At 70.4% G+C, this 23,557-nt stretch carries 22 protein-coding genes and 1 riboswitch; of the genes, 9 read left to right on the forward strand and 13 right to left on the reverse strand.

Features of this window, described 5'->3' with window-relative positions:
• The first annotated feature begins 36 nt into the window (after positions 1-36).
• Positions 37-142: riboswitch (TPP riboswitch) on the forward strand.
• An 80-nt stretch (positions 143-222) separates the two neighbouring features.
• Genes NW895_RS32675 through NW895_RS32690 form a run of 4 tightly spaced genes read left to right on the forward strand, consistent with a single transcriptional unit; the run spans position 223 to position 4,803 of the window.
• Complete coding sequence (locus NW895_RS32675; RefSeq protein WP_289940274.1) at positions 223-1,308, forward strand: thiamine ABC transporter substrate-binding protein; 1,086 nt, start codon at positions 223-225, stop codon at positions 1,306-1,308.
• 50 nt (positions 1,309-1,358) lie between these two features.
• Positions 1,359-2,960, forward strand: coding sequence for an iron ABC transporter permease (locus NW895_RS32680; RefSeq protein WP_289940349.1), 1,602 nt, complete (start codon positions 1,359-1,361; stop codon positions 2,958-2,960).
• On the forward strand, positions 2,961-3,980 hold the full coding sequence (locus NW895_RS32685; RefSeq protein WP_289940275.1) for an ABC transporter ATP-binding protein: 1,020 nt from the start codon (positions 2,961-2,963) through the stop codon (positions 3,978-3,980).
• A 25-nt stretch (positions 3,981-4,005) separates the two neighbouring features.
• Positions 4,006-4,803 (forward strand): maleylpyruvate isomerase family mycothiol-dependent enzyme, encoded by a 798-nt coding sequence (locus NW895_RS32690; protein WP_289940276.1) that lies wholly within the window; start codon positions 4,006-4,008, stop codon positions 4,801-4,803.
• A 68-nt stretch (positions 4,804-4,871) separates the two neighbouring features.
• Here the strand turns inward: NW895_RS32690 and NW895_RS32695 are convergent, their stop codons facing one another.
• The 7 genes from NW895_RS32695 to NW895_RS32725 all read right to left on the reverse strand — a co-directional run bounded on the left by NW895_RS32695 (position 4,872) and on the right by NW895_RS32725 (position 11,629).
• Entirely contained in the window at positions 4,872-5,540 is a 669-nt protein-coding gene (locus tag NW895_RS32695; RefSeq protein ID WP_289940277.1) for an LAETG motif-containing sortase-dependent surface protein, read from the reverse strand.
• A 188-nt stretch (positions 5,541-5,728) separates the two neighbouring features.
• Positions 5,729-6,850: an LOG family protein gene (locus tag NW895_RS32700; protein ID WP_289940278.1), complete on the reverse strand. Its 1,122-nt coding sequence runs from the start codon at positions 6,848-6,850 to the stop codon at positions 5,729-5,731.
• Between the two features lie 24 nt (positions 6,851-6,874).
• A complete protein-coding gene (locus NW895_RS32705; protein ID WP_289940279.1) occupies positions 6,875-7,291 on the reverse strand; it encodes a VOC family protein in 417 nt (138 codons plus the stop codon).
• A 96-nt stretch (positions 7,292-7,387) separates the two neighbouring features.
• A complete protein-coding gene (locus NW895_RS32710; protein WP_289940281.1) occupies positions 7,388-8,830 on the reverse strand; it encodes a hypothetical protein in 1,443 nt (480 codons plus the stop codon).
• Positions 8,812-9,552 carry an ATP-binding cassette domain-containing protein gene (locus tag NW895_RS32715; RefSeq protein WP_289940282.1) on the reverse strand — a complete coding sequence of 247 codons (741 nt, stop codon included), beginning with the start codon at positions 9,550-9,552 and terminating at the stop codon, positions 8,812-8,814. The genes NW895_RS32710 and NW895_RS32715 overlap by 19 nt, the downstream gene beginning before the upstream one ends.
• 227 nt (positions 9,553-9,779) lie before the next feature.
• A complete protein-coding gene (locus tag NW895_RS32720; RefSeq protein WP_289940284.1) occupies positions 9,780-11,159 on the reverse strand; it encodes an aspartate aminotransferase family protein in 1,380 nt (459 codons plus the stop codon).
• A complete protein-coding gene (locus NW895_RS32725; protein ID WP_289940285.1) occupies positions 11,144-11,629 on the reverse strand; it encodes an Lrp/AsnC family transcriptional regulator in 486 nt (161 codons plus the stop codon). The genes NW895_RS32720 and NW895_RS32725 overlap by 16 nt, the downstream gene beginning before the upstream one ends.
• 164 nt (positions 11,630-11,793) lie before the next feature.
• Here NW895_RS32725 and NW895_RS32730 point away from each other — a divergent pair, with 164 nt between their 5' ends.
• Positions 11,794-13,233, forward strand: coding sequence for a gamma-aminobutyraldehyde dehydrogenase (locus NW895_RS32730; protein ID WP_289940286.1), 1,440 nt, complete (start codon positions 11,794-11,796; stop codon positions 13,231-13,233).
• A gap of 499 nt (positions 13,234-13,732) precedes the next feature.
• Entirely contained in the window at positions 13,733-14,923 is a 1,191-nt protein-coding gene (locus tag NW895_RS32735; RefSeq protein ID WP_289940287.1) for a spermidine/putrescine ABC transporter substrate-binding protein, read from the forward strand.
• Here the strand turns inward: NW895_RS32735 and NW895_RS32740 are convergent.
• The 5 genes from NW895_RS32740 to NW895_RS32760 form a co-directional block, all read right to left on the reverse strand.
• On the reverse strand, positions 14,865-15,866 hold the full coding sequence (locus NW895_RS32740; RefSeq protein ID WP_289940288.1) for a 5'-nucleotidase: 1,002 nt from the start codon (positions 15,864-15,866) through the stop codon (positions 14,865-14,867). The two genes, NW895_RS32735 and NW895_RS32740, sit on opposite strands and share 59 nt — an antisense overlap.
• Positions 15,867-15,951: 85 nt before the next feature.
• A complete protein-coding gene (locus tag NW895_RS32745; protein ID WP_289940289.1) occupies positions 15,952-16,821 on the reverse strand; it encodes a sugar phosphate isomerase/epimerase in 870 nt (289 codons plus the stop codon).
• Positions 16,818-17,837, reverse strand: coding sequence for a Gfo/Idh/MocA family oxidoreductase (locus NW895_RS32750; protein ID WP_289940291.1), 1,020 nt, complete (start codon positions 17,835-17,837; stop codon positions 16,818-16,820). The genes NW895_RS32745 and NW895_RS32750 overlap by 4 nt, the downstream gene beginning before the upstream one ends.
• A 22-nt stretch (positions 17,838-17,859) precedes the next feature.
• Positions 17,860-19,281, reverse strand: coding sequence for a sugar porter family MFS transporter (locus NW895_RS32755; protein WP_289940292.1), 1,422 nt, complete (start codon positions 19,279-19,281; stop codon positions 17,860-17,862).
• 9 nt (positions 19,282-19,290) lie between these two features.
• The gene (locus tag NW895_RS32760; protein ID WP_289940293.1) at positions 19,291-20,241 is read right to left on the reverse strand and encodes a TIM barrel protein; all 951 of its coding nucleotides are present in this window, start codon (positions 20,239-20,241) and stop codon (positions 19,291-19,293) included.
• 266 nt (positions 20,242-20,507) lie between these two features.
• On the opposite strand from NW895_RS32760, the gene NW895_RS32765 reads away from it, so the two are divergent.
• A complete protein-coding gene (locus NW895_RS32765) occupies positions 20,508-21,509 on the forward strand; it encodes a LacI family DNA-binding transcriptional regulator (RefSeq protein ID WP_289940351.1) in 1,002 nt (333 codons plus the stop codon).
• Between the two features lie 61 nt (positions 21,510-21,570).
• Here the strand turns inward: NW895_RS32765 and NW895_RS32770 are convergent, their stop codons facing one another.
• Positions 21,571-22,575, reverse strand: a complete 1,005-nt coding sequence (locus NW895_RS32770) for a sugar ABC transporter substrate-binding protein (protein WP_289940295.1) — start codon at positions 22,573-22,575, stop codon at positions 21,571-21,573.
• 178 nt (positions 22,576-22,753) lie between these two features.
• Between NW895_RS32770 and NW895_RS32775 the strand changes: the two genes are divergently transcribed.
• Complete coding sequence (locus tag NW895_RS32775) at positions 22,754-23,017, forward strand: hypothetical protein (protein ID WP_289940297.1); 264 nt, start codon at positions 22,754-22,756, stop codon at positions 23,015-23,017.
• Positions 23,018-23,026: 9 nt separating this feature from the next.
• Positions 23,027-23,548 carry a hypothetical protein gene (locus NW895_RS32780; protein WP_289940299.1) on the forward strand — a complete coding sequence of 174 codons (522 nt, stop codon included), beginning with the start codon at positions 23,027-23,029 and terminating at the stop codon, positions 23,546-23,548.
• The last annotated feature ends 9 nt before the right edge of the window (positions 23,549-23,557 follow it).

The following is a 23,557-nucleotide window of genomic DNA, read 5'->3' on the forward strand; positions in this document are numbered from 1 at the left end:
CAGCGCACGTCCGCATACGGTGTAGGAAACATCTGCATATTCCGACAGGGGAGCGCCACAGCGCTGAGAGTGCGGCACCGGCCGCAGACCCTCTGAACCTCGCCCAGGTCATTCTGGGTAGGGAGATCGGTCATCACTCAAGCTGTTGCGCCCTGCCCGGGACACCTGTCTCAAGGTCCCGGGCAGGGCCGCGTCTCTTCCTGGTAACCCAGGAGGAATCCAGTGGGCATCACCAAGAAGCGGTTCACGGCCGTGGTCCTCGGGCTGGGCATGGTCGGTTCTCTGGCCGCGTGCGGTTCGTCCGGCGACCAGGGGTCCGGCGGCGGGTCGAAGACCGTGACCCTCGTCAGCCACGACTCGTGGGCCGTGTCGAAGAGCGTCATCGCCGCCTTCGAGAAGAGTTCCGGGTACAAGGTCAGGGTCCTCAAGGACGGCGACGCCGGGCAGGCCGTCAACAAGGCCATCCTGACCAAGGACAACCCGCAGGGCGATGTCTTCTTCGGCGTCGACAACACGCTGCTGTCGCGTGCGCTCGACAACGGGCTGTTCCAGCCGTACGAGGCCAAGGGACTGGGCCAGGTCGACGCGCAGTACCAGCTCGACGGGGACAAGCACCGGGTCACGCCGGTCGACTACGGCGACATCTGCGTCAACTACGACAAGGAGTGGTTCAGCAAGCACAAGCTGACGCCGCCGGCCTCGTACGACGACCTCGTCAAGGCCGAGTACAAGAACCTGCTCGTCACCGAGAACGCGTCCACGTCCTCGCCCGGCCTCGGCTTCCTGCTCGGCACCGCCGCCCGGTACGGCGACGACGGCTGGCAGGACTACTGGAAGAAGCTCAAGGCGAACGGCGTGAAGGTCGTCGACGGCTGGGAGCAGGCCTACAACGAGGAGTTCTCCGGCTCCAGCGGTGGCAAGAAGGCCAAGGGCGACCGCCCGCTCGTGGTCTCCTACGCCTCCTCGCCGCCCGCCGAGGTCATCTACGCCGACCCGAAGCCGAAGACCGCGCCCACCGGGGTCGCGGACGGCACCTGCTTCCGGCAGATCGAGTTCGCGGGGCTGCTGAGCAACGCGAAGAACACCGAGGGCGGCAAGGCGCTCATCGACTTCCTGGTGAGCAAGCGGTTCCAGGAGGACATGCCGCTGAACATGTTCGTCTACCCGGTGGTCGAGGGCGCGAAGGTGCCCGCCGAGTTCACCCAGTACGGGCCCGCCGCCAAGGACCCCGGGACGATGGACCCGGCGAAGATCGCCGACAACCGTGACCAGTGGGTCAAGTCGTGGAACTCGCTCGTACTGAGGTGACCCCGCGCTTCACCCGCCGCTTCAAGGGGAGCGCGGCGCGGCTCGGGCTGATGGCCGTGCCCGTCGCGTTCTTCGCGGTGTTCTTCGCCTACCCCGTCGCCGCCATCGTCGCGCGCGGCCTCAAGGCCGACGGGGGCTGGAGGTTCGGGCGGCTGTGGGACGTGCTCGCGCAGTCCGACATCCGGCACGTGCTGTGGTTCACCACCTGGCAGGCATGCGTCTCCACCGCCCTCACCCTGCTGGTCGCGCTGCCCGGCGCGTACGTCTTCGCCCGCCTCGAATTCCCCGGCAAGCAGCTGCTGCGGGCCGTGGTGACCGTCCCGTTCGTGCTGCCGACGGTCGTCGTCGGTACGGCGTTCCTGGCGCTGGTCGGACGGGGCGGTCTGCTCGACGAGCTGTGGGGCGTACGGCTCGACACGACCGTGTGGGCGATCCTGCTCGCGCATGTCTTCTTCAACTACGCCGTCGTGATACGGACCGTCGGCGGGCTGTGGGCGCAGCTCGACCCCCGGCAGGAGGAGGCCGCGCGGATGCTCGGCGCCTCGCCGCTGAAGGCCTGGCGGCAGGTCACCCTGCCCGCGCTCGCGCCCGCCGTGGCCGCCGCCGCGCTGATGGTCTTCCTGTTCACCTTCACCTCCTTCGGCGTCGTGCAGATCCTCGGCGGCCCCACCTTCTCGACGCTGGAGGTGGAGATCTACCGGCAGACGTCCGAGATCTTCGACCTTTCCACGGCCGCCGTGCTGACGCTGGTCCAGTTCGTCGCGGTCGGCGCGATCCTCGCCCTGCACGCCTGGACCGTACGGCGTCGGGAGACCGCCCTGAAGCTGGTGGACGCGGCAGTGACCGCACGCCGGCCGCGCGGGGCCGGGCAGTGGGCGCTGCTGGCCGGCGTCCTCGGCACCGTCGTCGTACTGCTCCTGCTGCCGCCGGCCGTGCTGGTCCAGCGGTCCCTGGGCGCCCCCGACTTCGGCTACTACCGGGCGCTGACCAGCGAGGACGGCGGAACCTTCCTCGTCCCGCCGATCGATGCGATCGGCAATTCGCTCCAGTACGCCGTCGCCGCCACCGCCATCGCCGTGGTGATCGGCTCGCTCGCCGCCGCCGCGCTCACCCGACGGGACGCCGGCCGGTTGGTGCGCGGCTTCGACGCGCTGCTGATGCTGCCGCTCGGGGTGTCCGCGGTGACGGTCGGCTTCGGGTTCCTGATCGCGCTGGACGAACCCCCGCTGGACCTCAGGGGTTCCTGGATCCTCGTGCCGCTCGCGCAGGCACTGGTCGGTGTGCCCTTCGTCGTACGGACCATGCTTCCGGTGCTGCGGGCGGTGGACCACCGGCTGCGGGAGGCGGCCTCGGTGCTCGGGGCGTCGCCGTGGCGGGTGTGGCGGGAGGTGGATCTGCCGATGGTGCGGCGGGCACTGCTGATCGCGGCCGGGTTCGCCTTCGCGGTGTCGCTGGGGGAGTTCGGGGCGACGGTGTTCATCGCGCGGCCCGACAACCCCACGCTGCCGGTCGCCGTCGCGCGGCTGCTGGGGCGTCCGGGGGACCTCAACTACGGCCAGGCGATGGCCCTGTCGACGATTCTGATGGTGGTGTGCGCGGTGGCGCTGCTGGTGCTGGAGCGACTCCGTACCAACCGGACCGGGGAGTTCTAGATGCTGCTGAGCCTGGAAGGCGCGACCGTCCGCTTCGGCGGGCGGGCCGCCCTCGACGCCGTCGACCTGGAAGTCGGCGAGCAGGAGATCGTGTGCGTGCTCGGGCCCAGTGGCAGCGGCAAGTCGACGCTGCTGCGTGCGGTGGCCGGGCTGCAGCCCCTCGACGCCGGGCGGGTGGTGCTGAGCGGACGGGACCAGGCGGGGGTGCCCACGCACAAGCGGGGGATCGGTCTGATGTTCCAGGACCATCAGCTGTTCCCGCAGCGGGACGTGGGCGGGAACGTGGCGTTCGGGCTGCGGATGCACGGCGCCTCGCGCGGGGAGCGGCAGGACCGGGTGCGGGAGTTGCTGGACCTCGTCGGGCTGCCGGGGGCCACGCGCAGGCCCGTCGCCGAGCTGTCCGGCGGTGAGCAGCAGCGGGTGGCGCTGGCCCGGGCCCTCGCCCCCCGGCCGCGGCTGCTGATGCTGGACGAGCCGCTCGGCCAGCTCGACCGCTCGCTGCGGGAGCGGCTGGTGGTCGAACTGCGGGAGCTGTTCGGGCGGTTGGGCACCACCGTGCTCGCCGTGACGCACGACCAGGGCGAGGCCTTCGCGCTGGCCGACCGGGTCGTGGTGATGCGGGACGGGCGGATCGCCCAGTCCGGCACGCCCCTTGAGGTGTGGCAGCGGCCCGCCGACGCGTTCGTGGCCCGCTTCCTCGGCTTCGAGAACGTGGTCGAGGCGACCGTGGCGGGGGAGGCCGCGGACACGCCGTGGGGCAAGGTGCCGGTCGCCGAGGACGCTCCGCAGGGGGCGCGCACCCTGCTTGTCCGGCCCGCCGGCGTGCGCCTGGTGCCCGCCGACGAGGGCCTGCGCTGCACGGTGACCGCACGTACCTTCAAGGGCACCCATGTCGCCGTGCACCTCCAGCCCGAGGACGCGCCCCGGCTGGAGGCGGCCTGCGCGCTGCGGGTGGCGCCGGAGGTCGGGGCGCAGGTCGGCGTGGAGTTCGACGCGGCCGAAATCGTCGTGCTGCGGTGATCGTTCCGCTCGTAGGGTGAGCGGCATGACGTTACTCGCACATGACCGCTATTGCGACGAAATCGCTCACCAGGTGGGTCAGTTGAGGGCCCTGGTGACCTCCGGCGCCGACCTCTCCGTCACTGTGCCGACCTGCCCGGACTGGTCCTTGGAGCAGCTCGTACGGCACACGGGCGGTGCACTGCGCTGGGTGGAGCTGCTCGTGCGGACCCGGGCCCAGGAGGAGATCCCTCAGGAGCAGGTGCCGGGCCACGGCGGCCCCGAGGGCCAGGGGGACGCCGCGGCGCTCGACGCCTGGCTCGCGGAGACCAGTGAGGCGGTCGTCGGCACGCTGCGCCAGGCCGGGCCGGACGCGAAGGTCTGGGGGTGGACCGGGGCCCTCACCACCGGATTCTGGGCGCGCCGTATGGCACACGAGATCACCGTCCACCGAGCCGACGCGACGCTCGCCGTGGGCCGGAGTTACGAGGTCGCGCCCGACATCGCCGCCGACGCGGTCGACGAGTGGCTGGAGATCGTGCAGTGGGGACAGCGGACGCTGCCGCCCACCCCCGCGCGGGATCTGCGGCGCCCGGGGAAGAGCATCCATCTGCACGCCACCGACACCGCACCGGCGCTGAACGCCGAGTGGTTCGTCGAGCTGGACGAGGGTGTCATCGCCTGGCGGCGCGGGCACGAGAAGGCGACGGTCGTGCTCCGGGGGCCGCTCACCGCGGTGCTGCTGGCCTTCTACGGCCGGCTGCCGCTGGACAGCCCGGAGCTGGAGGTGCTCGGCGAGCGGGAGCTGCTGGAGTTCTGGCGGGAGCGGGCGACGTTCGGGTGAGGTGCCGAAAGGCCAGTGGCCCGTCCCCCCACGAAGGAGACGGGCCACCAGCACATGCCGAGAGGGCGTCAGCGGTCGCTGTTCGCCCCGCGGCGGCGCATGCCGAAGAAGACCGCGCCGCCGCCGACGACGACCAGCGCGGCCGCGATGCCGGCGATCACACCGGTGTTGGAGTTCGCACCGGTCTCGGCGAGGTTGGACTCACCGGCCGCGGGCGACGGGGCGTTGCTCGCGGTGTCCGCCGGGGTGGTGCTCTCGCTCTGAGAGGCCTCCGGGGCCGGCGTCCCGGACTCCTCGGCCGGCGTCGAGGCGGAGTCCGACGGCGTCGGGGTGTCCGACGGGGCCGGCGGCTCCTCCTTCTCCTTCTCCTTCTTGCAGGCCGTGGACGGGGTGGTCAGGTTCGGCTTGATGTCCGCGTCGACGTAGCCCTTGGCCGTGACGTGGACGCGGTACTCGGCGTTCGGCTTCCAGTTCTCGGCGAAGGTGATGGTGACGCCCTCGCGCGAGCCCTCGACCACCTGCTCGCCGACCTTCTTCAGGTCGGCGCCGTTGTTCTGGAGGTAGACGGTGACGGTCGCCGGGACACCGGAGGGGTCCACGTCGGTGACGGCGATGACGCCCTTGTCGCCGTCGCACTTGGCTTCGGCCGAGAACTCGCTGATGTCGCAGGCGAGTGCGTTGCCGGCGACACCGAGTGCGAGTGCGGCCGAGGCCGAGGCGACTCCGAGGACACGCACGGAACGCGCTACGGTACGGCGGGATATGGACAGAACTGCCACGTTTGTCCTTTACAGGATGCGCAAATGCGGGGGGTTGAGGGGATGTTGATGTGACATCAGCACTCCCAAGAGCCTCAAGGTTTATAAGCGCTGCATAAGCAGTGTCAACGTGAATGCCGTCAACGCGTGTTGGCTTTGCCGTCTTATTAACCGCCGAGACGTTTCAATGCTTCCGGCGCCTCCTCGATCCGGTCGACCAGCGCGATCCGCGCCTCCATCGACCGCCCCCGCGCGAGCGACTGCAGCAGCGGCCAGGCCGGCAGCTTCTCCGTCCAGTGGGCCCGGTCCACGAGCACCATGGGCGTGGGCTCGCCGCGTGACCGGTAGTAGTTCGGCGTCGCGTTGTCGAAGATCTCCTGTACGGTGCCGGCGGCGCCCGGCAGGAAGACCACACCCGCGTCGGAACGGGCCAGCAGGCCGTCCTCGCGGGTGGCGTTGGCGAAGTACTTGGCGATGTGCGAGGCGAAGGGGTTCGGCGGCTCGTGGCCGTAGAACCAGGTCGGGATGCCGACGGAGGAGCCGCCCTTCGGCCAGCGGCCGCGCACCTCGAAGGCGGCCGTCGCCCATTCGGTGACCGAGGGCGTGAACGTCGGTGCCTTTCCGAGGATCCGGAGCGACTCGGTGAGCATGTCGTCGTCGTGGGGAGCGGCGTACGCACCGAGGTTCGCCGCCTCCATCGCGCCCGGGCCGCCGCCGGTGGCGACCGTGAAGCCGGCGCGGGCCAGCTCCCGGCCGAGCCGCGCGGCACCCGCGTACTCCTCCGTGCCGCGCGCCATCGCGTGGCCGCCCATGACGCCCACCACCCGGGCACCGGCGAGGAGTTCGTCGAGCGCGTCCGACACGGAGTCGTCGTGGACCGCGCGCAGCATGGAGGCGAAGATGTCCCCGTCCGCCTTGGTCCGCTGGAACCAGGCGTACGCCTGCGCGTCGGGCGTGGCCTCGTAGCCGTCCGCCAGGAACGCGAACAGTTCGTCGGGGGAGTAGACCAGGCCCCGGTACGGGTCGAAGGGCAGGTCCGGGACCGGCGGGAAGACCAGGGCGCCGTCGGTGCGTATCTTCGCGGCCGCGTCCTCGCGCATCGGGCAGCCGAGGAAGACGGCGCCCGCCGTGTCCGTGGTGAGCAGTTCGCGCGTACGGTCCGTCAGGTCGACGGCCTGCACGCGGAATCCGGCGAGTGTGCCACGCGCCGAGACGGTCGCGTCGAACTCCTCCAGCGTCTCGATCTCACGGTCGTTGTGGTGGGCCGCATGGGCGGGCATCGTCTGCACCCGCCCATGCTGGCACAGCGGGTCTCAGCCCTCGATGGCCGCCGGGTCCATCCACACGACCTCCCAGGTGTGGCCGTCCAGGTCGTCGAAGGCCCGGCCGTACATGAAGCCCATGTCCTGGACCTTCTCCGACGCGGTGCCGCCGGCGGCGACGGCCTTCTCGACCAGTTCGTCCACCTTCTCGCGGCTCTCGGCGCTCAGACAGATCAGCACCTCGCTGGTCTTCGTGGCGTCCGCGATCTCCTTCTGGGTGAAGGTCGCGTAGAACGGCTTGGTGAGCAGCATCGCCACGATGGTGTCGCTGATCACGACGGAGGCGGCGTTCTCGTCGCTGAACTTCGGGTTGATCGTGTAGCCCAGCTCCGTGAAGAACTTCTTGGACACGTCGAGGTCGTTCACGGGCAGGTTCACGAAGATCATCTGCTGGTACGTCGAGGTCATCGGAGTCTCTCCCATCGGGGGCGTGCTGTTCGGTGGGGTAGACCGGCCGTCCCTGCGGAACTCATCGGCCGACGGGGACTTTTTTTCGTACGGCTCTCAGGGGGCCAGCGGCAGCGACGCCAGTTCGGCGACGATCAGCGTCAGCGGGCCGAACATGGCCAGCAGCCCGGCGACGCGGAGCGCGACGGCCCCGCGCAGCGTCGTCGCGGGCGCCCCGAGCCGCAGCAGCGCGGCGTTGGTGTCGGCGCGGGCCTGCTTGGCCTCTACGGCGGCGGTCAGGAGGGTGGCCACCGCGCAGCCCGCGACGAGAAGGGCGCCGAGGGCGCTGAGCGGGCCGAGCGTCGGTCCGTCCGCGGCGTACAGCGTGGCCGTCGCGTACGCCGCCGAGGCGACCGCGCAGACGACGCCGAGGGGGCGGCCGATGCGGACGGCCTCCTGCATGAGGACACGGCCGGCGAGGAGGCGGAGAGCGCCGGGGCGGGCGCACTGCAGGAGACGGCCGCAGAGGTGGGTGAGACCGGGGCCGGCGAGGGCGAGGCCCACGGCGGTCAGCGCCCAGCCGACGAGCACGCCCACGGGGCCGCTGCTCAGGGCCGCGAGCAGGGTGGGGGAGGGGGTGGTGATGTGGCTGGCGTAGGCCTCCACGGCGAGGCCTGCGGCGAGTACGGCGATGCCCCAGGGGAGGCCGCCGGGCGCTTCGCGGGGGGCCGGGGGCGCGGGGGCGAGGGCCGGGAGGTCGGTCGCGGTGTCCGCGGCAGGGGTGCCGTCGACGTCTGCCGCGGGGTGGGTTTCTCCCGCCCACGTTGCGGGCGGCGACTCGATCAGGGCCGCGGGCTGCGCGGAGCGGGCGTCCGCGGCCGCGTGGGAAACGCCGTCCGCAGGCTGCGGCTCCAGGGCCCGGCGCCCCGCGCCCCCCAAGTGCGCCCCGAAGCGCCCATACGCCCCGAACGTCTCCCGGGCCACCGACATGCCGTGCGCCCCGAAGCGGCCGACGCGCCGTCCCTCCCTCTCGGCGGGCGGGGTGCCCGCCTCGCGTGGCCGCAACACCACCAGCACCGACAGCGACGAGATCGCCGGTACCAGGATCAGCAGCGTCAGGGCCGCGGGCAGCGGCAGGGGCTGGTCCGCTGCCAGGAAGTCGGCGGCCACGGCGTCGAAGGGCATGCCCGTGAGGTCGCCGCGGAGGTGGAGGAAGACGAGCAGGGCGAGCGTGGAGCCGAGGGTGCAGGCCAGGGCCGTGGTCGTCACCGAGATGGCCATCAGGCGGGCGGGACCCAGTCCGATCGCGGACAGGCCCGGGCGGGGCCTCGTGCCCGGGTCGGTGCGGGCCACGGCGACGGCGAAGTAGACCGTGGCGGCCAGCGGGGCCGCGCACCAGGCCAGGCGGAGGGCCGAGGCGCCGGGCGCCTCCGGGTGGCTCATGGCGTGGCCGAGAGCGCACAGCAGCAGGAAGCCCGTGCCGGCCGATGCCGCCACGACCAGCAGGCGGCGCAGCTGGACGGCGAACCGGGCGCCGCGGGTCAGGCGGAGAGCGAGCACGGGGCCCGGCCTTCCGTCTCGGGCACCGGCGGCAGGTGCACGGTCTGCACCCGCCGCCCGTCCAGCAGCGTCACCGTGCGGTCGGCGAGGGCCGCGGCATCCGCGTCGTGCGTGGCGAGGACGACCGTGATGCCGTGCGAGCGGGCCGCCGTGGTGAGCGTACGCAGGACGTGCGCGCGGTCGGCGCGGTGCAGGGGGGCCGTCGGCTCGTCGGCGAACAGGACCGATGGTTCCGGGGCGAGTGCGCGGGCGACGCACACGCGCTGCCGTTCGGCCTGGCGGAGTTCGTGCGGGCGCTTACGGGCGGCGTCGCCGACGTCGAGGCGGCCCAGCCACTCCAGGGCGGCTGTCTTGGCGCGGCGCCGGCTGGTGCCGCGCATCATCAGGGGCAGGGCGGCGTTCTCCCAGGCGGTCAGCTCCGGGACGAGCACCGGGGTGGGGTCGATCCAGCCGAAGCGGTCGCGGCGCAGCCGTTCGCGGGTCAGGGGGCCCATGGTGTGCACCGGCACGCTGTTGAACCAGATCTCCCCGCGGTGCGGCGGCACCAGGCCGGACAGGCACCGCAGCAGCGCCGTCTTGCCGCTGCCGCGCGGGCCGCTGACGGCGAGGATCTCGCCCTCCCGGACGCCGAGCGAGACGCCGCTGAGCGCGGGTGAGCCGTCGTTGTGCTGGAAGTGCAGGGCACGTGCCCAGAGCACGTCGTTGTCCGGCGGGGCCACCATGGCGTACACCTCGGTTCAGATCAGAAATGCCGTGCGGAATGCCGTGTGGATTCCGCGACATCCCCCGTGTGGGGGAACGAAGGCCGGGCCGATCGGTCACTCGCACGCTAAGCAGTCCATAGGGAGACCTCGGACAGCACACGGCCCCGGACCGCCGTTTCTCACTCGAACGGGCGGCACCGGGGCCGTTGTTGATCACAGGGTCGGCTGATCACAGCCTCAGCTGATCACAGTTTCGTCCACGCCTCCGACAGCGTCGCGCGCAGGATCTGCTCGATCTCGTCGAAGGTCTCCTGGTCCGAGACGAGCGGCGGAGCGAGCTGGACCACGGGGTCGCCGCGGTCGTCGGCCCGGCAGTACAGGCCGTTCTCGAAGAGCTTCTTCGACAGGAAGCCGTACAGGACCCGCTCGGTCTCCTCCTCGGTGAAGCTCTCCTTGGTGGCCTTGTCCTTGACCAGCTCGATGCCGTAGAAGAAGCCGTTGCCGCGGACGTCGCCGACGATCGGAAGGTCGTACAGCTTCTCCAGGGTCGAGCGGAACGCGCCCTCGTGGTCCAGGACGTGCTGGTTGAGGTTCTCGCGCTCGAACAGGTCGAGGTTGGCCACGCCCACCGCGGCCGACACCGGGTGGCCGCCGAAGGTGTAGCCGTGCAGGAAGGTGTTGCCGCCCCGGTAGAAGGGCTCGGCGACCCGGTCGGAGACGATGCAGGCGCCGATGGGGGAGTAGCCCGAGGTCATGCCCTTGGCGCAGGTGATCATGTCCGGGACGTAGCCGAACTTGTCGCAGGCGAACATCGTGCCGAGCCGGCCGAAGGCGCAGATGACCTCGTCGGAGACGAGCAGGACGTCGTGGCGGTCGCAGATCTCGCGGACCCGCTGGAAGTAGCCGGGTGGCGGCGGGAAGCAGCCGCCCGCGTTCTGCACGGGCTCCAGGAAGACGGCCGCGACCGTGTCCGGGCCCTCGAAGAGGATCTGCTGCTCGATCTGGTCGGCGGCCCAGCGGCCGAAGGCCTCCGGGTCGTCACCGAAGACGGGCGCCCGGTAGATGTTCGTGTTCGGCACCTTGTGCGCGCCCGGCACCAGGGGCTCGAAGGGGGCCTTCAGGGCGGGCAGCCCGGTGATGGACAGGGCGCCCTGCGGGGTGCCGTGGTAGGCGACCGCGCGGGAGATCACCTTGTGCTTGGTGGGCTTGCCGACCAGCTTGAAGTACTGCTTGGCGAGCTTCCAGGCGGTCTCCACCGCCTCGCCGCCGCCGGTGGTGAAGAAGACCTTGTTCAGGTCACCCGGCGCGTAGCCCGCGAGGCGTTCGGCGAGCTCGACGGCCTTCGGGTGGGCGTAGGACCACACCGGGAAGAACGCCAGCTCCTGGGCCTGCTTGAAGGCGGTCTCGGCGAGCTCGACGCGGCCGTGCCCGGCCTGGACCACGAACAGACCCGCGAGACCGTCCAGGTAGCGCTTGCCCTTGTCGTCGTAGATGTGGGTGCCCTCGCCCCGGACGATGGTGGGGACGGGGGAGTTCTCGTACGAGGACATGCGGGTGAAGTGCATCCACAGGTGGTCGTACGCGGTCTGGGAGAGATCCTTGCTCACGGCTATCGGGTTCCCCACATGTAGGTCTGCTTCTTGAGCTTGAGGTAGACGAAGCTCTCGGTGGAGCGCACTCCGGGCACGGCCCGCATGCGTTTGTTGATGACCTCCAGCAGGTGGTCGTCGTCCTCGCAGACGATCTCCACCATCAGGTCGAACGACCCGGCGGTCATCACCACGTACTCGCATTCGGACATGGCGCTCAGCGCGTCGGCGACGTCCTCCACGTCACCCTCGACGTTGACGCCGACCATCGCCTGCCGACGGAAGCCCACGGTGAGCGGATCGGTGACGGCGACGATCTGCATCACGCCCTGGTCGAGCAGTTTCTGGACCCGCTGGCGCACGGCCGCCTCGGACAGGCCGACGGCCTTGCCGATGGCGGCGTACGGCCGGCGGCCGTCCTCCTGGAGCTGCTCGATGATGGCGAGGGAGACGGCGTCCAGATGCGGGGTGTCTGCGCTTCTACTGGCCACGTGCTCACTGTGCACGAGGTCTCGACAGTTCCGCAAGGCTCGATCGATGAAATCCGTTGTTTACGGCCGCATGACTTGCGGATTTCGCAGTGCTGCGGCGTGTGGGGGTGTTGAAAACGTCAGGGCACGGATTAGGGTGGGTGTCTCAAGGATTGGACAATCCACCAGGAGGGCCTGCAGTGAGCACCGAGCTGCGTCGTCTGCGCAACTACATCGCCGGTGAGTTCAGGGACGCCGCCGACGGACGGACCACCGAGGTGGTCAACCCCGCGACGGGCGAGGCGTACGCGACCGCTCCGCTGTCCGGGCAGGCGGACGTGGACGCCGCCATGGCCGCAGCCGCCGCGGCCTTCCCGGGCTGGCGCGACACGACTCCGGCCGAGCGTCAGAAGGCCCTGCTGAAGATCGCGGACGCGTTCGAGGAGCGCGCCGAGGAGCTGATCGCGGCCGAGGTGGAGAACACGGGCAAGCCGGTCGGGCTGACCCGCTCCGAGGAGATCCCGCCGATGGTCGACCAGATCCGCTTCTTCGCGGGCGCGGCGCGGATGCTGGAGGGCCGGTCGGCCGGTGAGTACATGGAGGGGATGACCTCCATGATCCGCCGCGAGCCGGTGGGCGTCTGCGCGCAGGTCGCGCCGTGGAACTACCCGATGATGATGGCCGTGTGGAAGTTCGCCCCGGCGATCGCGGCGGGCAACACGGTCGTCCTGAAGCCCTCGGACACCACCCCGGCCTCCACGGTCCTGATCGCCGACATCGTCGGTTCGATCCTGCCGAAGGGCGTCTTCAACGTCATCTGCGGCGACCGCGAGACCGGCCGCATGATGGTCGAGCACGACACCCCGGCGATGGCCTCCATCACCGGCTCGGTCCGGGCCGGTATGCAGGTCGCCGAGTCCGCGTCCAAGGACCTCAAGCGGGTCCACCTGGAGCTGGGCGGCAAGGCCCCGGTCGTCGTCTTCGAGGACACCGACATCGCCAAGGCCGTCGAGGACATCTCCGTGGCCGGCTTCTTCAACGCCGGTCAGGACTGTACGGCCGCCTGCCGGGTCCTCGTCCACGAGGCCATCCACGACGAGTTCGTCGCCGCGCTCGCCAAGGCCGCCGCCGACACCAAGACCGGCCAGCCCGACGACGAGGACGTCCTGTACGGGCCCCTCAACAACCCCAACCAGCTCGCCCAGGTCGAGGGCTTCATCAACCGTCTGCCGGCGCACGCGCGCGTGGAGGCCGGCGGCAAGCGCGTCGGTGACAAGGGCTTCTTCTACGCCCCGACCGTCGTCTCCGGCGTCAAGCAGGACGACGAGATCATCCAGAAGGAGGTCTTCGGCCCGGTCATCACCGTCCAGTCCTTCTCGGACGAGGACCAGGCAGTGGAGTACGCCAACGGCGTCGAGTACGCGCTGGCCTCCTCCGTGTGGACCAAGGACCACGCGCGTGCCATGCGGATGTCCAAGAAGCTCGACTTCGGCTGCGTGTGGATCAACACCCACATCCCGCTGGTCGCCGAGATGCCGCACGGCGGCTTCAAGAAGTCCGGCTACGGCAAGGACCTGTCGGCGTACGGCTTCGACGACTACACGCGGGTCAAGCACGTGATGACGTCACTGGACGCGTAGGCCTCCGGCGGTTCAGCCGCTCTCCTCCGGCCCCGGCGAGCCGCGCCGGGGCCGGTTTGCGGCCGGGGCACGCCGGTGGACCGCGCTGCGTTCGGACGACGCGGGCCCCGGAGTCCCGCGTCGTCGTGGGCAGCCGGCTCGGCCGCCGGCTCGGCCGTCGGCGGGTGGTGGCCTGGCGGGCGGTGCTTTGCTGGGTGGCCGGCGGGAGGGCGGCGCTTGCTGGTGGCCGTCGAACGAGCGGTGCTTTTGCTGGGTGGCCGTCTGGTGGGCGATGCCTGCCCGGGTGGCGGAGACGCGGGGGTGGTTTGCCGGGTGGTGGAGTCGGCGGGGGTGGTTGGCCGGGTGGTGGAGTCGGCGGGTGTTTTGCCGGGGGGCGGAGACGCGGGTCTGGTTTGCCGGGTGGCGGCACGGTGTCGTGTGGGCGGCGGTGCGGAACGGGGAACTCCCGGCCGGGGTCGGCCGTTTGTCCGTGCGAGGGCCTGGGCGGCATGCTGCACGGGTGCCCGAGACTCCGACGACCAGCGTCCCGTCCCGCCGGGCCCTGCTGCGCACCCTCGGGGGCGGGGCCCTGCTCGGCGCCCTCGCCGGCTGCGGCGTGCCTGCCGCGTACATCGCGCCCGGCGACCGTGCCGCCCCGGACCGCTCCGCCATCGACAAGCGTCTGACCTGGGCGAACTGGCCGCTGTACATCGACACCGACGACGAGAACCCGAACAGCCGGCCCACACTGGAGGCGTTCGAGAGGCGCACGGGCATCTCCGTCGACTATGTCGAGGAGATCAACGACAACGACGAGTTCTTCGGCAAGATCAGCCCCGCCCTGATGAACCACCGGCAGACGGGCCGCGACCTGATCGTCATCAGTGACTGGATGTGCGCGCGGTTCGTCCGGCTGGGCTGGGTGCAGGAGATGGACCGCGCCCGCCAGCCGAACGTGACACGGTACCTGGACCCGCTGCTCACCTCGCCCGCCTTCGACCCCGGCCGCACGTTCACGGTGCCGTGGCAGTCCGGCATCACCGGCATCGCGTACAACCGCCGCAAGCTGGGCCGGGAGATACGCCATGTCTCCGACCTGTGGGCGAGCGACCTGAAGGGCCGGGTCACCCTCCTCTCCGGCCTGGACGAGGCGTTCGCGCTGCTCATGCAGGGCAACGGCGTGGACATCACCCGCTGGACGGCGGACGACTTCCACACCGTCTGCGACCAGGTCGAACGGCACGTCCGCAGCGGGCAGATACGGCGCTTCACCGGCAACGACTACACCAAGGACCTGGTCGGCGGCGACGTCCTGGCCTGCCAGGCGTACTCGGGGGACGTGATCCAGCTCCAGGCGGACAACCCCGACATCCGGTTCGTCGTGCCCGAGGAGGGCGCCGAGCTGTGGGCCGAATCCCTGATGATCCCGAACCTGGCCCGCCACAAGGCGAACGCCGAGCGCCTCATCGACTACTACTACCGGCCCGAGGTCGCCGCCGAACTGGCCGCCTGGGTGAACTACGTGTGCCCGGTCCCGGCCGCACAGGACGTGCTCGCCTCCGCCGAGGACCGGGAGACCGCGGCCCTGGCCGAGGACCCGCTGATCTTCCCGGACGCGGCGATGCGGGAACGGCTCGCGATCGCGCGGGACATCACGGCGGGGGAGCGGAGTCAGTTCGCGAAGCGGTGGAACGGCATCGTGGGGATGTGACGCGGTCGAGGTCCCCCTGATTCACCACTCCGAACGGAATGTGGACGCTCGGAGTGGTCTGGGAGGTGCCCCTGAGGTGGCTCTCCTGGTCGTCGAAGAAGATGTGCGGCCTCAGTACGTCCATGATCGAGCTCTTGTCGACGCCACCGAGGAAGAAGGCGTCGTTGACGGTCACGCCCCAGTTGCCGAGGCTCAGTACGGCTCGCTCGTGTGCGGGTGCGCCGCGTGCCGTGACGATGGACACGCGGACGCGGTTCACGTAGGTCTCGTCCTCCCGGCGCCGTTCCTCCTCCCTGCGCTGCAGCTTGTTGATCTCGCGCAGGAAGTCGCGGAGCGGGCCCGCGTCGTGCGGAGTGGTGACGTTCAGGGTCTCGTGGGCGCGGAAGCCCTCGATGCCGTCCTGCCGGAACACCCGCTCCGACTCGTCGTCGGCCAGAACGCCGTCGAAGTCGAAGGCGATCCGCAGGTCCCTGTCCCCGGGGTCGTCGGCCACGGCGGCACCGAGGACCCGGCCCGCCGGCAGACCCGCGGCGACGGCCTCCCGGACGTCGTTCGCGTCCGCCGACAGGAACAGCGACATGTGCAGCGCGCGCATGAACGTGTACGGTGCCCGGCCCTGCATGAAGACGGCGCGGCTTATGGGCAGGCCATGAGACGTGATGGAACGCATGACCCGAAGTCCCGTGTCGGGGTCGTTGCGGGACAGGATGATCACTTCGACCAGCGGGTCGTCCTCGGGGTTCAGGTCGTTCAGCGACAGGATGCGGCGAATGAAGGGGAAGGCGACTCCCGGCCGGAGGGTGTTGTCCAGGTTGTCCCGCTGATAGACGCGATAGCCCGCCTCGCCTTCCGCCCGGAACACGGCATCGGACTCATCGAGGTCGAACAGAGCGCTGGAGGCGACTCCGATGACCAACCGGTTCTCCAGGCTGTAGGGCGGCACGGTCACTCCCCTCGGGTGAGCCCTGCGGATCGCAGTCATGGCTACCCCGCCGAACCGCCCTTCACCGACGCTCCTGACAGCGCGCCTAGGCCGCGAGTTCCTTGGTGATGCGTTCCAGCATGAACGCCGAGGACTCGCGGGCCCGTTCCTCCCAGGCGAAGACGCAGGAGGTGGCGACGCCGTCGAAGTTCAGCTCGCGCAGGGTGCCGAAGAAGGCGTCCCAGTCGACCTCGCCCTGGCCGATGTCCAGGTGCTGGTGGATACGGGCCGGCGTGCCGGGCGGGTTGAGGATGTAGCGCAGGCCGGAGGAGCCCTTGTGGTTGAAGGAGTCGGCGATGTGCACGTGCTGGAGCTTGTCCCCGGCGTACCGCATCATCGCGGCGATGTCCGCGCCGACCTCCGAGGTGCCCGAGAGGTGGAAGGAGTGCGGAGCGCAGTAGAGGTAGTTCACCCAGGGCTTGTTGATGGCGCGGACGAGGTCGACGGCGGGGGTGTTCTCCTCGCAGAAGTCGTCCGGGTGGGCCTCCAGGTTGAGGGCGATGCCCTCCCGCTCGAACAGCGGCAGCAGCTCCTCCATGGACCGCCAGAAGGCGGCCTCGCTCTCGGCGGCGCGCTCGGGGCGGCCGTTGAACTCCGAGTTCATCAGCGGGCATTCGAGGTCGGCGGTGATCTCGATCATCCGCTTCCAGTAGCGGACGGCGGCCTGCCGCTCCGTCTCGTCCGGCGAGGACCACTTGTAGAGGGGGAGCACGGAGGACAGCTGAACGCCGTGCGTGCGCAGGGACTTCTTCAGCGCGGCGACGCGCTCGTCGTCGGCCCGCGGGTGGAGGAAGAACGGCATGAAGTCCGGGCGCGGGGACAACTCGATGTACTCGTAGCCGAGTTCGGCGACGGTGCGCACCATGTCGTCCATCGGCAGGGCGCGGAACATGTACGGGTCGAGAGCGATCTTCATGCGGTGCCTCCGTAGAAGGCGGGTCGGGGCTTCATGTCGACGGTGACGACGGTGCCGTCGGACTCCAGGGAGCGGACGGCGGCGTCGGTGATGACGGTGGCGGCGTAGCCGTCCCAGGCGGACGGTCCGGTGGGCTCGGCGCCGGTGGCGACCGTGGCGACCCACTCGCGGAACTCGGTGTCGAAGGCGTCCGCGAACCGGCCCTTCCAGTCCTGCAGGACGGCGGTGCCGTGCCGTCCGGCGCTGCGGACCCCGACGGCGGCCGGGTCGGGGAGGCGGACCAGGCCCTCCTCGCCGACGGCTTCGCACTGGATGTCGTAGCCGTACTGGCAGTTGACGAAGACCTCAAGGTCGATGCGGACGCCGCTCGCGGTCTCGAAGTACATCAGCTGCGGATCCTTGAGGTGGTCGAACCGCTTGCTCGTGGCGCGCGGGGTGATCACCTGGGCGGAGACGATCTCGTCGTCCAGCAGCCAGCGCAGTACGTCGATCTCGTGCACGGCCGTGTCCTGCGCGGCCATGGCGGAGTGGTACGAGTCCGGGACGGTCGGGTTGCGGTGCGCGCAGTGCACGATCAGCGGGGTGCCGATCGATCCGGAGGCGATGACCTCCTTCATCTGGCGGTACCCGGCGTCGAAGCGGCGCATGAAGCCGACCTGGACCAGGCGGCGGCCGCGGGCGCGTTCGGCGTCGACGATGCGGAGGCAGTCCTCGGCGGTGGTGGCGAGGGGCTTCTCGCAGAACACCGGCTTGCCGGCCGCGACGGCGCCCAGGACGTGCTCGGCGTGCGTGGGGCCCCAGGACGTGACGAGAACGGCGTCCACATCGGGGGAGCCGATCAGGTCGGCGCCGGTCGGCAGGGCGGTGGCGCCGACGCCGGCGGCCACCTCGGCGGCGCGGGCCGCGTCGATGTCGGTGACGGCGGTGACCTGTGCCCCCGTGACGACCTCGGTGAGTCGTCGTATGTGGTCCTGGCCGATCATTCCGGCGCCGATGACACCTACACGTACGGTCATGGTCGAGTCCTTCAGACAGTGGTCAGGAGAAGCGGGCGCGGAGTTCGGCTTCGAGGGTTTCGAGCGAGCGGCCCTTGGTCTCGGGGACGTAGAGCTTGACGAAGGCGAGCGAGAGGACGCCCGCCACCACGAACAGGAAGAAGGTGTTGGAGATCCCGATCCCGGAGACCAGGGACGGGAAGACCAGGCCGATGACGAAGTTCGTCAGCCACAGCACGACGGCCGCGACGCCCATGCCGAAACCGCGCATCCGCATCGGGAAGATCTCCGACAGCATCAGCCAGGTCACCGGCGAGATCGCGCCCTGCTGGAAGGCGAGGAAGGTGACCGTCATGGCGAGCACCGCGTAGGCGCGGCCGTCACCGGAGGGCAGTACGAGGGAGAAGACACCGATCAGCAGCAGTGCGGCGGTGGTGCCGATCTGGCCGGTCATCAGCATCGGGCGGCGGTTGACCCGGCCGAGCAGCCAGATGCCCACGAAGGTGGCCAGCACCGAGATCACACCGTTGGCGATGTTCGCGGTGAGGGCGCTGTCCGAGGCGAAGCCGGCGTCGGTGAGGATCTGGGTGCCGTAGTACATGATCGTGTTGACGCCGGTGATCTGCTGCACGATCGCGATGCCGAAGCCGACGAACATCAGCTTGCGCACCCACGGCGTGGCCTTCATGTCCTGCCAGCCGCCCAGCTTCTCCTGCGCCTCCTTGACGGCGAGCGCGGAGACCTCCGCCAGCTCGGCCTCGGCCCGCTGCCGGGACCGCACCTGCCTGAGGACGTCCAGGGCCTCACCGAAACGGGTCTTGGAGGCCAGCCAGCGCGGGCTCTCCGGCATCACCAGCATGCCGAACCAGAGCACGACGGCCGGGAGCGTGGCGATCACCAGCATCCAGCGCCAGACGCCACCGGACTCGCCGCCCACCCGCGCGATGATCGCGTTCGAGGTGAAGGCCAGCAACTGCCCACTGACGATCATGAGTTCGTTGCGGGTGACCAGCGCGCCGCGCCGTTCGGCGGGGGAGACCTCCGCGAGATAGACCGGCACCGTCACCGAGGCACCGCCGACCGCGAGGCCCAGCACGAAGCGCGCCACGACCATGACCGCGGTGTTCGGCGCGAGCGTGCAGCCCAGCGCGCCGATGAAGAACACCACCGCGAGGGTGAGGATCGTACGGCGCCGGCCGCGCGCGTCCGACAGTCGGCCTCCGCACACGGCGCCCAGCGCGGCGCCGAGCAGGAGCGAGCTGGTGACCATGCCCTCGGTGACCGGGGTCAGACCGAGGTCGTCCGTCATGTACGGCAGGGCGCCGTTGATGACGCCGGTGTCGTAGCCGAAGAGGAGTCCGCCGAAGGTGGCGATGACGGTGATGAGCCGCAGCCGCCGGGAGACGGACGGCGGCGCGTCGTCCGTGACCGTGGTGGCCTGTGTCGTTTCGTCCCTGACGTCCATGGGCGCCTCCTACCGTGCGAGAGTCGGACGGCGGGTACCCGTCAGCCCGCAGCCGGCCAGGTGCTCACGGGTGCTGACCGCGATGGGCAGCGGCACGTCGGGAGCGCACGGGTACAGGTCCTGCTCGACGATCACGAACAACTCGGCGTCGAGGGTGGAGAGTTCGGCCACCACGTCGGCCGGGTTCGGCACGCCCGCCGGAGGCGAGACGCACACCCCGCGCTTGACGGCCTCGCCGAAGGAGAGGTCCTCGGCGGCGACCTGGGCCAGGATCTCGGGGTCCATCTGCTTGATGTGGACGTAGCCGACGCGCTCGCCGAACCGCCGGATCAGGTCGAGGTTGTCGCCGCCGCCGTAGGCCACGTGCCCGGTGTCCAGGCAGAGGTTGGTGTAGCGGGAGTCCGACTCGTTCAGCAGCCGCTCGATCTCCGGCTGCGTCTGGATGTGGCTGTCGGCGTGCGGATGGATGACCAGGCGTACGTCGTACTCCTCCAGGAGCAGCTTGCCCAGCCGGTCGGCGGCCCGGCCGAAGCCCGCCCACTGCTCGGCGGTCAGCTCGGGCGACTCGGTGAACGCGCCGGTCTTCTCGTCCCGGTACATGGGCGGGATGAGCACCAGGTGGTGCGCTCCCGCGGCGGCGGTCAGCGAGGCCACCTGCCGGACGTGGGCGAGCATCTCCTCCCACGCCTCCGGCCGGTGCAGCGCGCCGAACGCGGTGCCACCGGAGACCTGCAGCCCACGGGAGTCCAGCTCTTCCTTCAGCCGCTGCGGATCGGTGGGGAGGTAGCCGTACGGCCCGAGCTCCAGCCAGCGGTAACCGGCCGCCGCGAGTTCGTCGAGGAAGCGGGTGTACGGCACCTGGTGCTCGTCCTCGGGGAACCAGACCCCCCAGGAGTCGGGGGCCGAGCCGAGGCACAGGTTGCCCGCGATCGTGCGGAGTGGGGTTGGCGCCGTTGCCATGGTGTGTCCTTTGCGGAGAGGGGCAGGGACGACCAGGAGGTATCGCGCTCTACTAGCGCGCTCTAGTCCGAGTACGATGACCCCTGTCCAAATGTCATGTCAATAGCTTGTTGCCGGGAGATTTCGCGTCCGCCCGCTAGGGTCTGTCTGACAAATTCCCGTCGTCCGTCCGCGGGGCAGGCGGGAATTTGTCAGACAGGCCCTAGGGTGGGCGCCGTCGGAGGGTGGGTGCACTGGTGGATGCGTCGGGCAAGCAGCGGCCCACGATGGCGGACGTCGCCGAGAAGGCGGGCGTGTCCCGGGCGCTCGTCTCGATCGTGTTCCGCAACCAGCCGGGGGCGAGCGAGGAGACCCGGGAACGGGTGCTGCGGGTCGCCGACGAGATCGGCTACCGCCCCGACAGTGCGGCCCGGCTGCTGGCCCGCGGGCGCAGCCGCACCCTCGGTGTGATGTTCACCGTCCACCAGACCTTCCACACCGACCTCATCGAGGGCATCTACCCCGAGGCCGAACGCCTCGGCTACGACGTCCTGCTCTCCGCGGCCGCCGAGGGCCGCAGCGAGGCCAAGGCGGTCGAGGCGCTGCTCAGCCACCGCTGCGAGGCGCTGATCCTGCTGGGACCCGATGCCGAGGCCACCTACCTCGACGAACTCGGGCGCCGTACGGTCACCGTCTCGGTCAGCCGCCGCGTCCCCCGGGCCCGCGTCGACTTCGTGCACAGCGCCGAGGGCAAGGGTGTACGGCAGGCCATGGACCACCTGGTCGAACTGGGGCACCGCCGGATCGTGCACATCGACGGCGGCCGGGGCCCGGGGTCGGCCGAGCGGCGGCGTGCCTACCGGGCGGCGATGCGCCGGCATGGGCTTGAGGCCGAGGTGCGGGTGATCCCCGGCGATCACACGGAGCAGTCGGGCATCGATACGGGGCGCATGCTCCTGGCGGAGCGGGACCGGGGGCTGCCGCTGCCGACGGCGGTCCTCGCGGGCAACGACCGCAGCGCCATGGGCCTGCTGATGTCCCTGACGCGGGCCGGCGTCGAGGTGCCGCGCGACCTGTCCGTCGTCGGATACGACGACAGCCACCTCTCCCATCTGATGCCGATCGGGCTGACCACGGTCCGTCAGGACGCGGTGCTGATGGCGGAGCACGCGGTGCAGTTCGCCGTGCAGCGGCTGGAGAAGCCGGAGCTGGAGCCGAGGGAGGCGGTCCTGGACCCGAAGCTGGTGGTACGGGGGACCAGTGGGCCGCCGCCGGAGGGTGCGGTCTGAGCACACGGGGGCGGGCCGGCACCGCGCGCGCGGTGCCGGCCGATCGCGGTGATCACCACGGTCAACGCGTTCCCTTCGCGGCGAACTCCGCGACGGCGTCGACGTTGTCCTTCGTCACGAACGCCGGTCCGGTCAGGACGGGCGCGGTGCCGCCACCGCTGACGTTGCCGTTGGTCTTGTACAGCCACAGCGCGTCCACGGCGAGGTAGCCCTGCAGGTAGGGCTGCTGGTCGACCGCGAACTCGACCTTGCCGTCCTGGACGGCCTTCACCAGCTCCTTGTTGAGGTCGAAGGTCGCGACCTTGGCCTTGCTGCCGGCGTCGGACACCGACTGCACGGCGGTCAGCGCGATGGGGGCGCCGAGGGTGACCACCTGGTCGATGGAGGAGTCCTGCTTGAGCTTGGCGGTGATCGTCGACTTCACGGACGGCATGTCGGTGCCGTTGACGTAGATCGTGTCCGTCTTGCCCTTGAAGCCCTTCTCCAGGCCGGCGCAGCGGGCCTCCAGGGCGACCTGCCCCTGCTCCTGGATGACGCACAGGGCGTGCTTGGCGCCGAGCTGGTTCAGCCGCTCGCCGAAGGCCTGGCCGGCGATGTTCTCGTCCTGGCCGAAGTACTCGAGCATGCCCAGCTCTTTCCACTGGTCGACGCCGGAGTTGAACCCGACGACCGGGATGCCGGCCGCCTTGGCCTTGGCCACCACCTTCTTCATGGCGTCCGGCTTGGCCGCGGTGAGCGCGATGCCGTCGACCTTCTGGTCGATCGCGTTCTGCACGAGGTTGGCCTGGTTTCCGGCGCTGGGGTCGCTGGAGTAGACGAGCTTGATGTTGTCCTTGGCGGCGGCGGCCTGTGCGCCCTTGCGGATCAGGTCCCAGAAGGTGTCGCCGGGGGAGGCGTGGGTGACCATGGCCACGGTCATGCGGGGGGTGGTGGCCTTCCCCGCGGACGCGGCTGCCCCGCCCTCCTCGGACTTCTTCCCGCCGCTGCTGCTGGAGCAGCCGGCGGCGAACAGGGTGCCGACCAGTACGGTGGCGGTCAGGGTGACGGCTCGGCTGTGTCTGTGCATGTCCCTCGCACCTCGCTGTGCTGGTCAGGGTGGGTGTCCATATGGGTCACGGTGACTGGTGCATCTGGGTCACGGTGACTGGCGCGCTTCACTAGCGCGCTCTAGTGGCACGTAACTATGAGGCCGCCCGTCGGTGATGTCAACGGTTATGTCAGGACGTACCAACAAAGGCTCCGGCATGGGTGGCGCCCCTGCCGGGGCGGCTTCGGCGCGGCGTGCCCGTACCGCGGGAGCGGGCCGCGGCGCCGGAGGCGGTGTGCGGCGGGCCGAGGGGGCCGACGCGCGGGAGTTCGCGGTCGGCGCGGGCATCACGGCCCCGATCGTCGCCGCCGCGTCCACCGCCGGTCACGCCGGTGGCGGGTGCTTGGCGCCTTCTGCCGGTCCGCGCTGGACGGCGTCGGTCCTCGCGCAATTTTTGAACACGTTCAAGAACTGGGCGTAGAGTGCCCGCATGAGCGACAGAGCCGCCCTGCTGAGGGGCATCCGCGTGTGGCTGGTCTTCTTCGTCGTCTGCCTGGTGCTCAGCGGCGCCACGGCCTTCCCCCTGGTGCACGAACTGCGCTGGACCGAGGACCTGCTGCGGTCCCTGTCCGTACCCGAGCACCTGCCGGGGCTCATGGACTGGATCGAGCGCGTCCGGCGCGGCCTCGACGAGACCGACGCCGAGCACCCCTTCGTGCTGTACGGCACGGACTGGCTGGCCTTCGCCCACCTCGTCATCGCGGTCGCCTTCTACGGCCCCTACCGCGACCCGGTCCGCAACATCTGGGTCGTCGAGTTCGCGATGATCGCCTGCGCCGGGATCATCCCGCTCGCCCTGATCTGCGGCCCGATCCGGGAGATCCCCTTGTGGTGGTCGGTGATCGACATGTCGTTCGGAGTCTTCGGGGTCATTCCGCTGTATGTCGTCCGCAGGAAGATCAAGCGGCTGGAGGCGCTCACCCCGGGTGCTGTTCCGGCCCTGGCCACTTGAGGGCGTCCG

Source organism: Streptomyces sp. S.PNR 29, from assembly GCF_030386795.1.
Lineage (GTDB): Bacteria > Actinomycetota > Actinomycetes > Streptomycetales > Streptomycetaceae > Streptomyces.

Coding starts and splice junctions, on each gene's coding strand:
- NW895_RS32760 (WP_289940293.1), bottom strand. CDS start 20,241: ATGGCAACGGCGCCAACCCCACTCCGCACGATCGCGGGCAACCTGTGC.
- NW895_RS32780 (WP_289940299.1), top strand. CDS start 23,027: ATGAGCGACAGAGCCGCCCTGCTGAGGGGCATCCGCGTGTGGCTGGTC.
- NW895_RS32770 (WP_289940295.1), bottom strand. CDS start 22,575: ATGCACAGACACAGCCGAGCCGTCACCCTGACCGCCACCGTACTGGTC.
- NW895_RS32680 (WP_289940349.1), top strand. CDS start 1,359: ATGGCCGTGCCCGTCGCGTTCTTCGCGGTGTTCTTCGCCTACCCCGTC.
- NW895_RS32685 (WP_289940275.1), top strand. CDS start 2,961: ATGCTGCTGAGCCTGGAAGGCGCGACCGTCCGCTTCGGCGGGCGGGCC.
- NW895_RS32745 (WP_289940289.1), bottom strand. CDS start 16,821: ATGAAGATCGCTCTCGACCCGTACATGTTCCGCGCCCTGCCGATGGAC.
- NW895_RS32715 (WP_289940282.1), bottom strand. CDS start 9,552: ATGGTGGCCCCGCCGGACAACGACGTGCTCTGGGCACGTGCCCTGCAC.
- NW895_RS32755 (WP_289940292.1), bottom strand. CDS start 19,281: ATGGACGTCAGGGACGAAACGACACAGGCCACCACGGTCACGGACGAC.
- NW895_RS32775 (WP_289940297.1), top strand. CDS start 22,754: ATGGGTGGCGCCCCTGCCGGGGCGGCTTCGGCGCGGCGTGCCCGTACC.
- NW895_RS32705 (WP_289940279.1), bottom strand. CDS start 7,291: ATGACCTCGACGTACCAGCAGATGATCTTCGTGAACCTGCCCGTGAAC.
- NW895_RS32690 (WP_289940276.1), top strand. CDS start 4,006: ATGACGTTACTCGCACATGACCGCTATTGCGACGAAATCGCTCACCAG.
- NW895_RS32750 (WP_289940291.1), bottom strand. CDS start 17,837: ATGACCGTACGTGTAGGTGTCATCGGCGCCGGAATGATCGGCCAGGAC.
- NW895_RS32765 (WP_289940351.1), top strand. CDS start 20,508: ATGGCGGACGTCGCCGAGAAGGCGGGCGTGTCCCGGGCGCTCGTCTCG.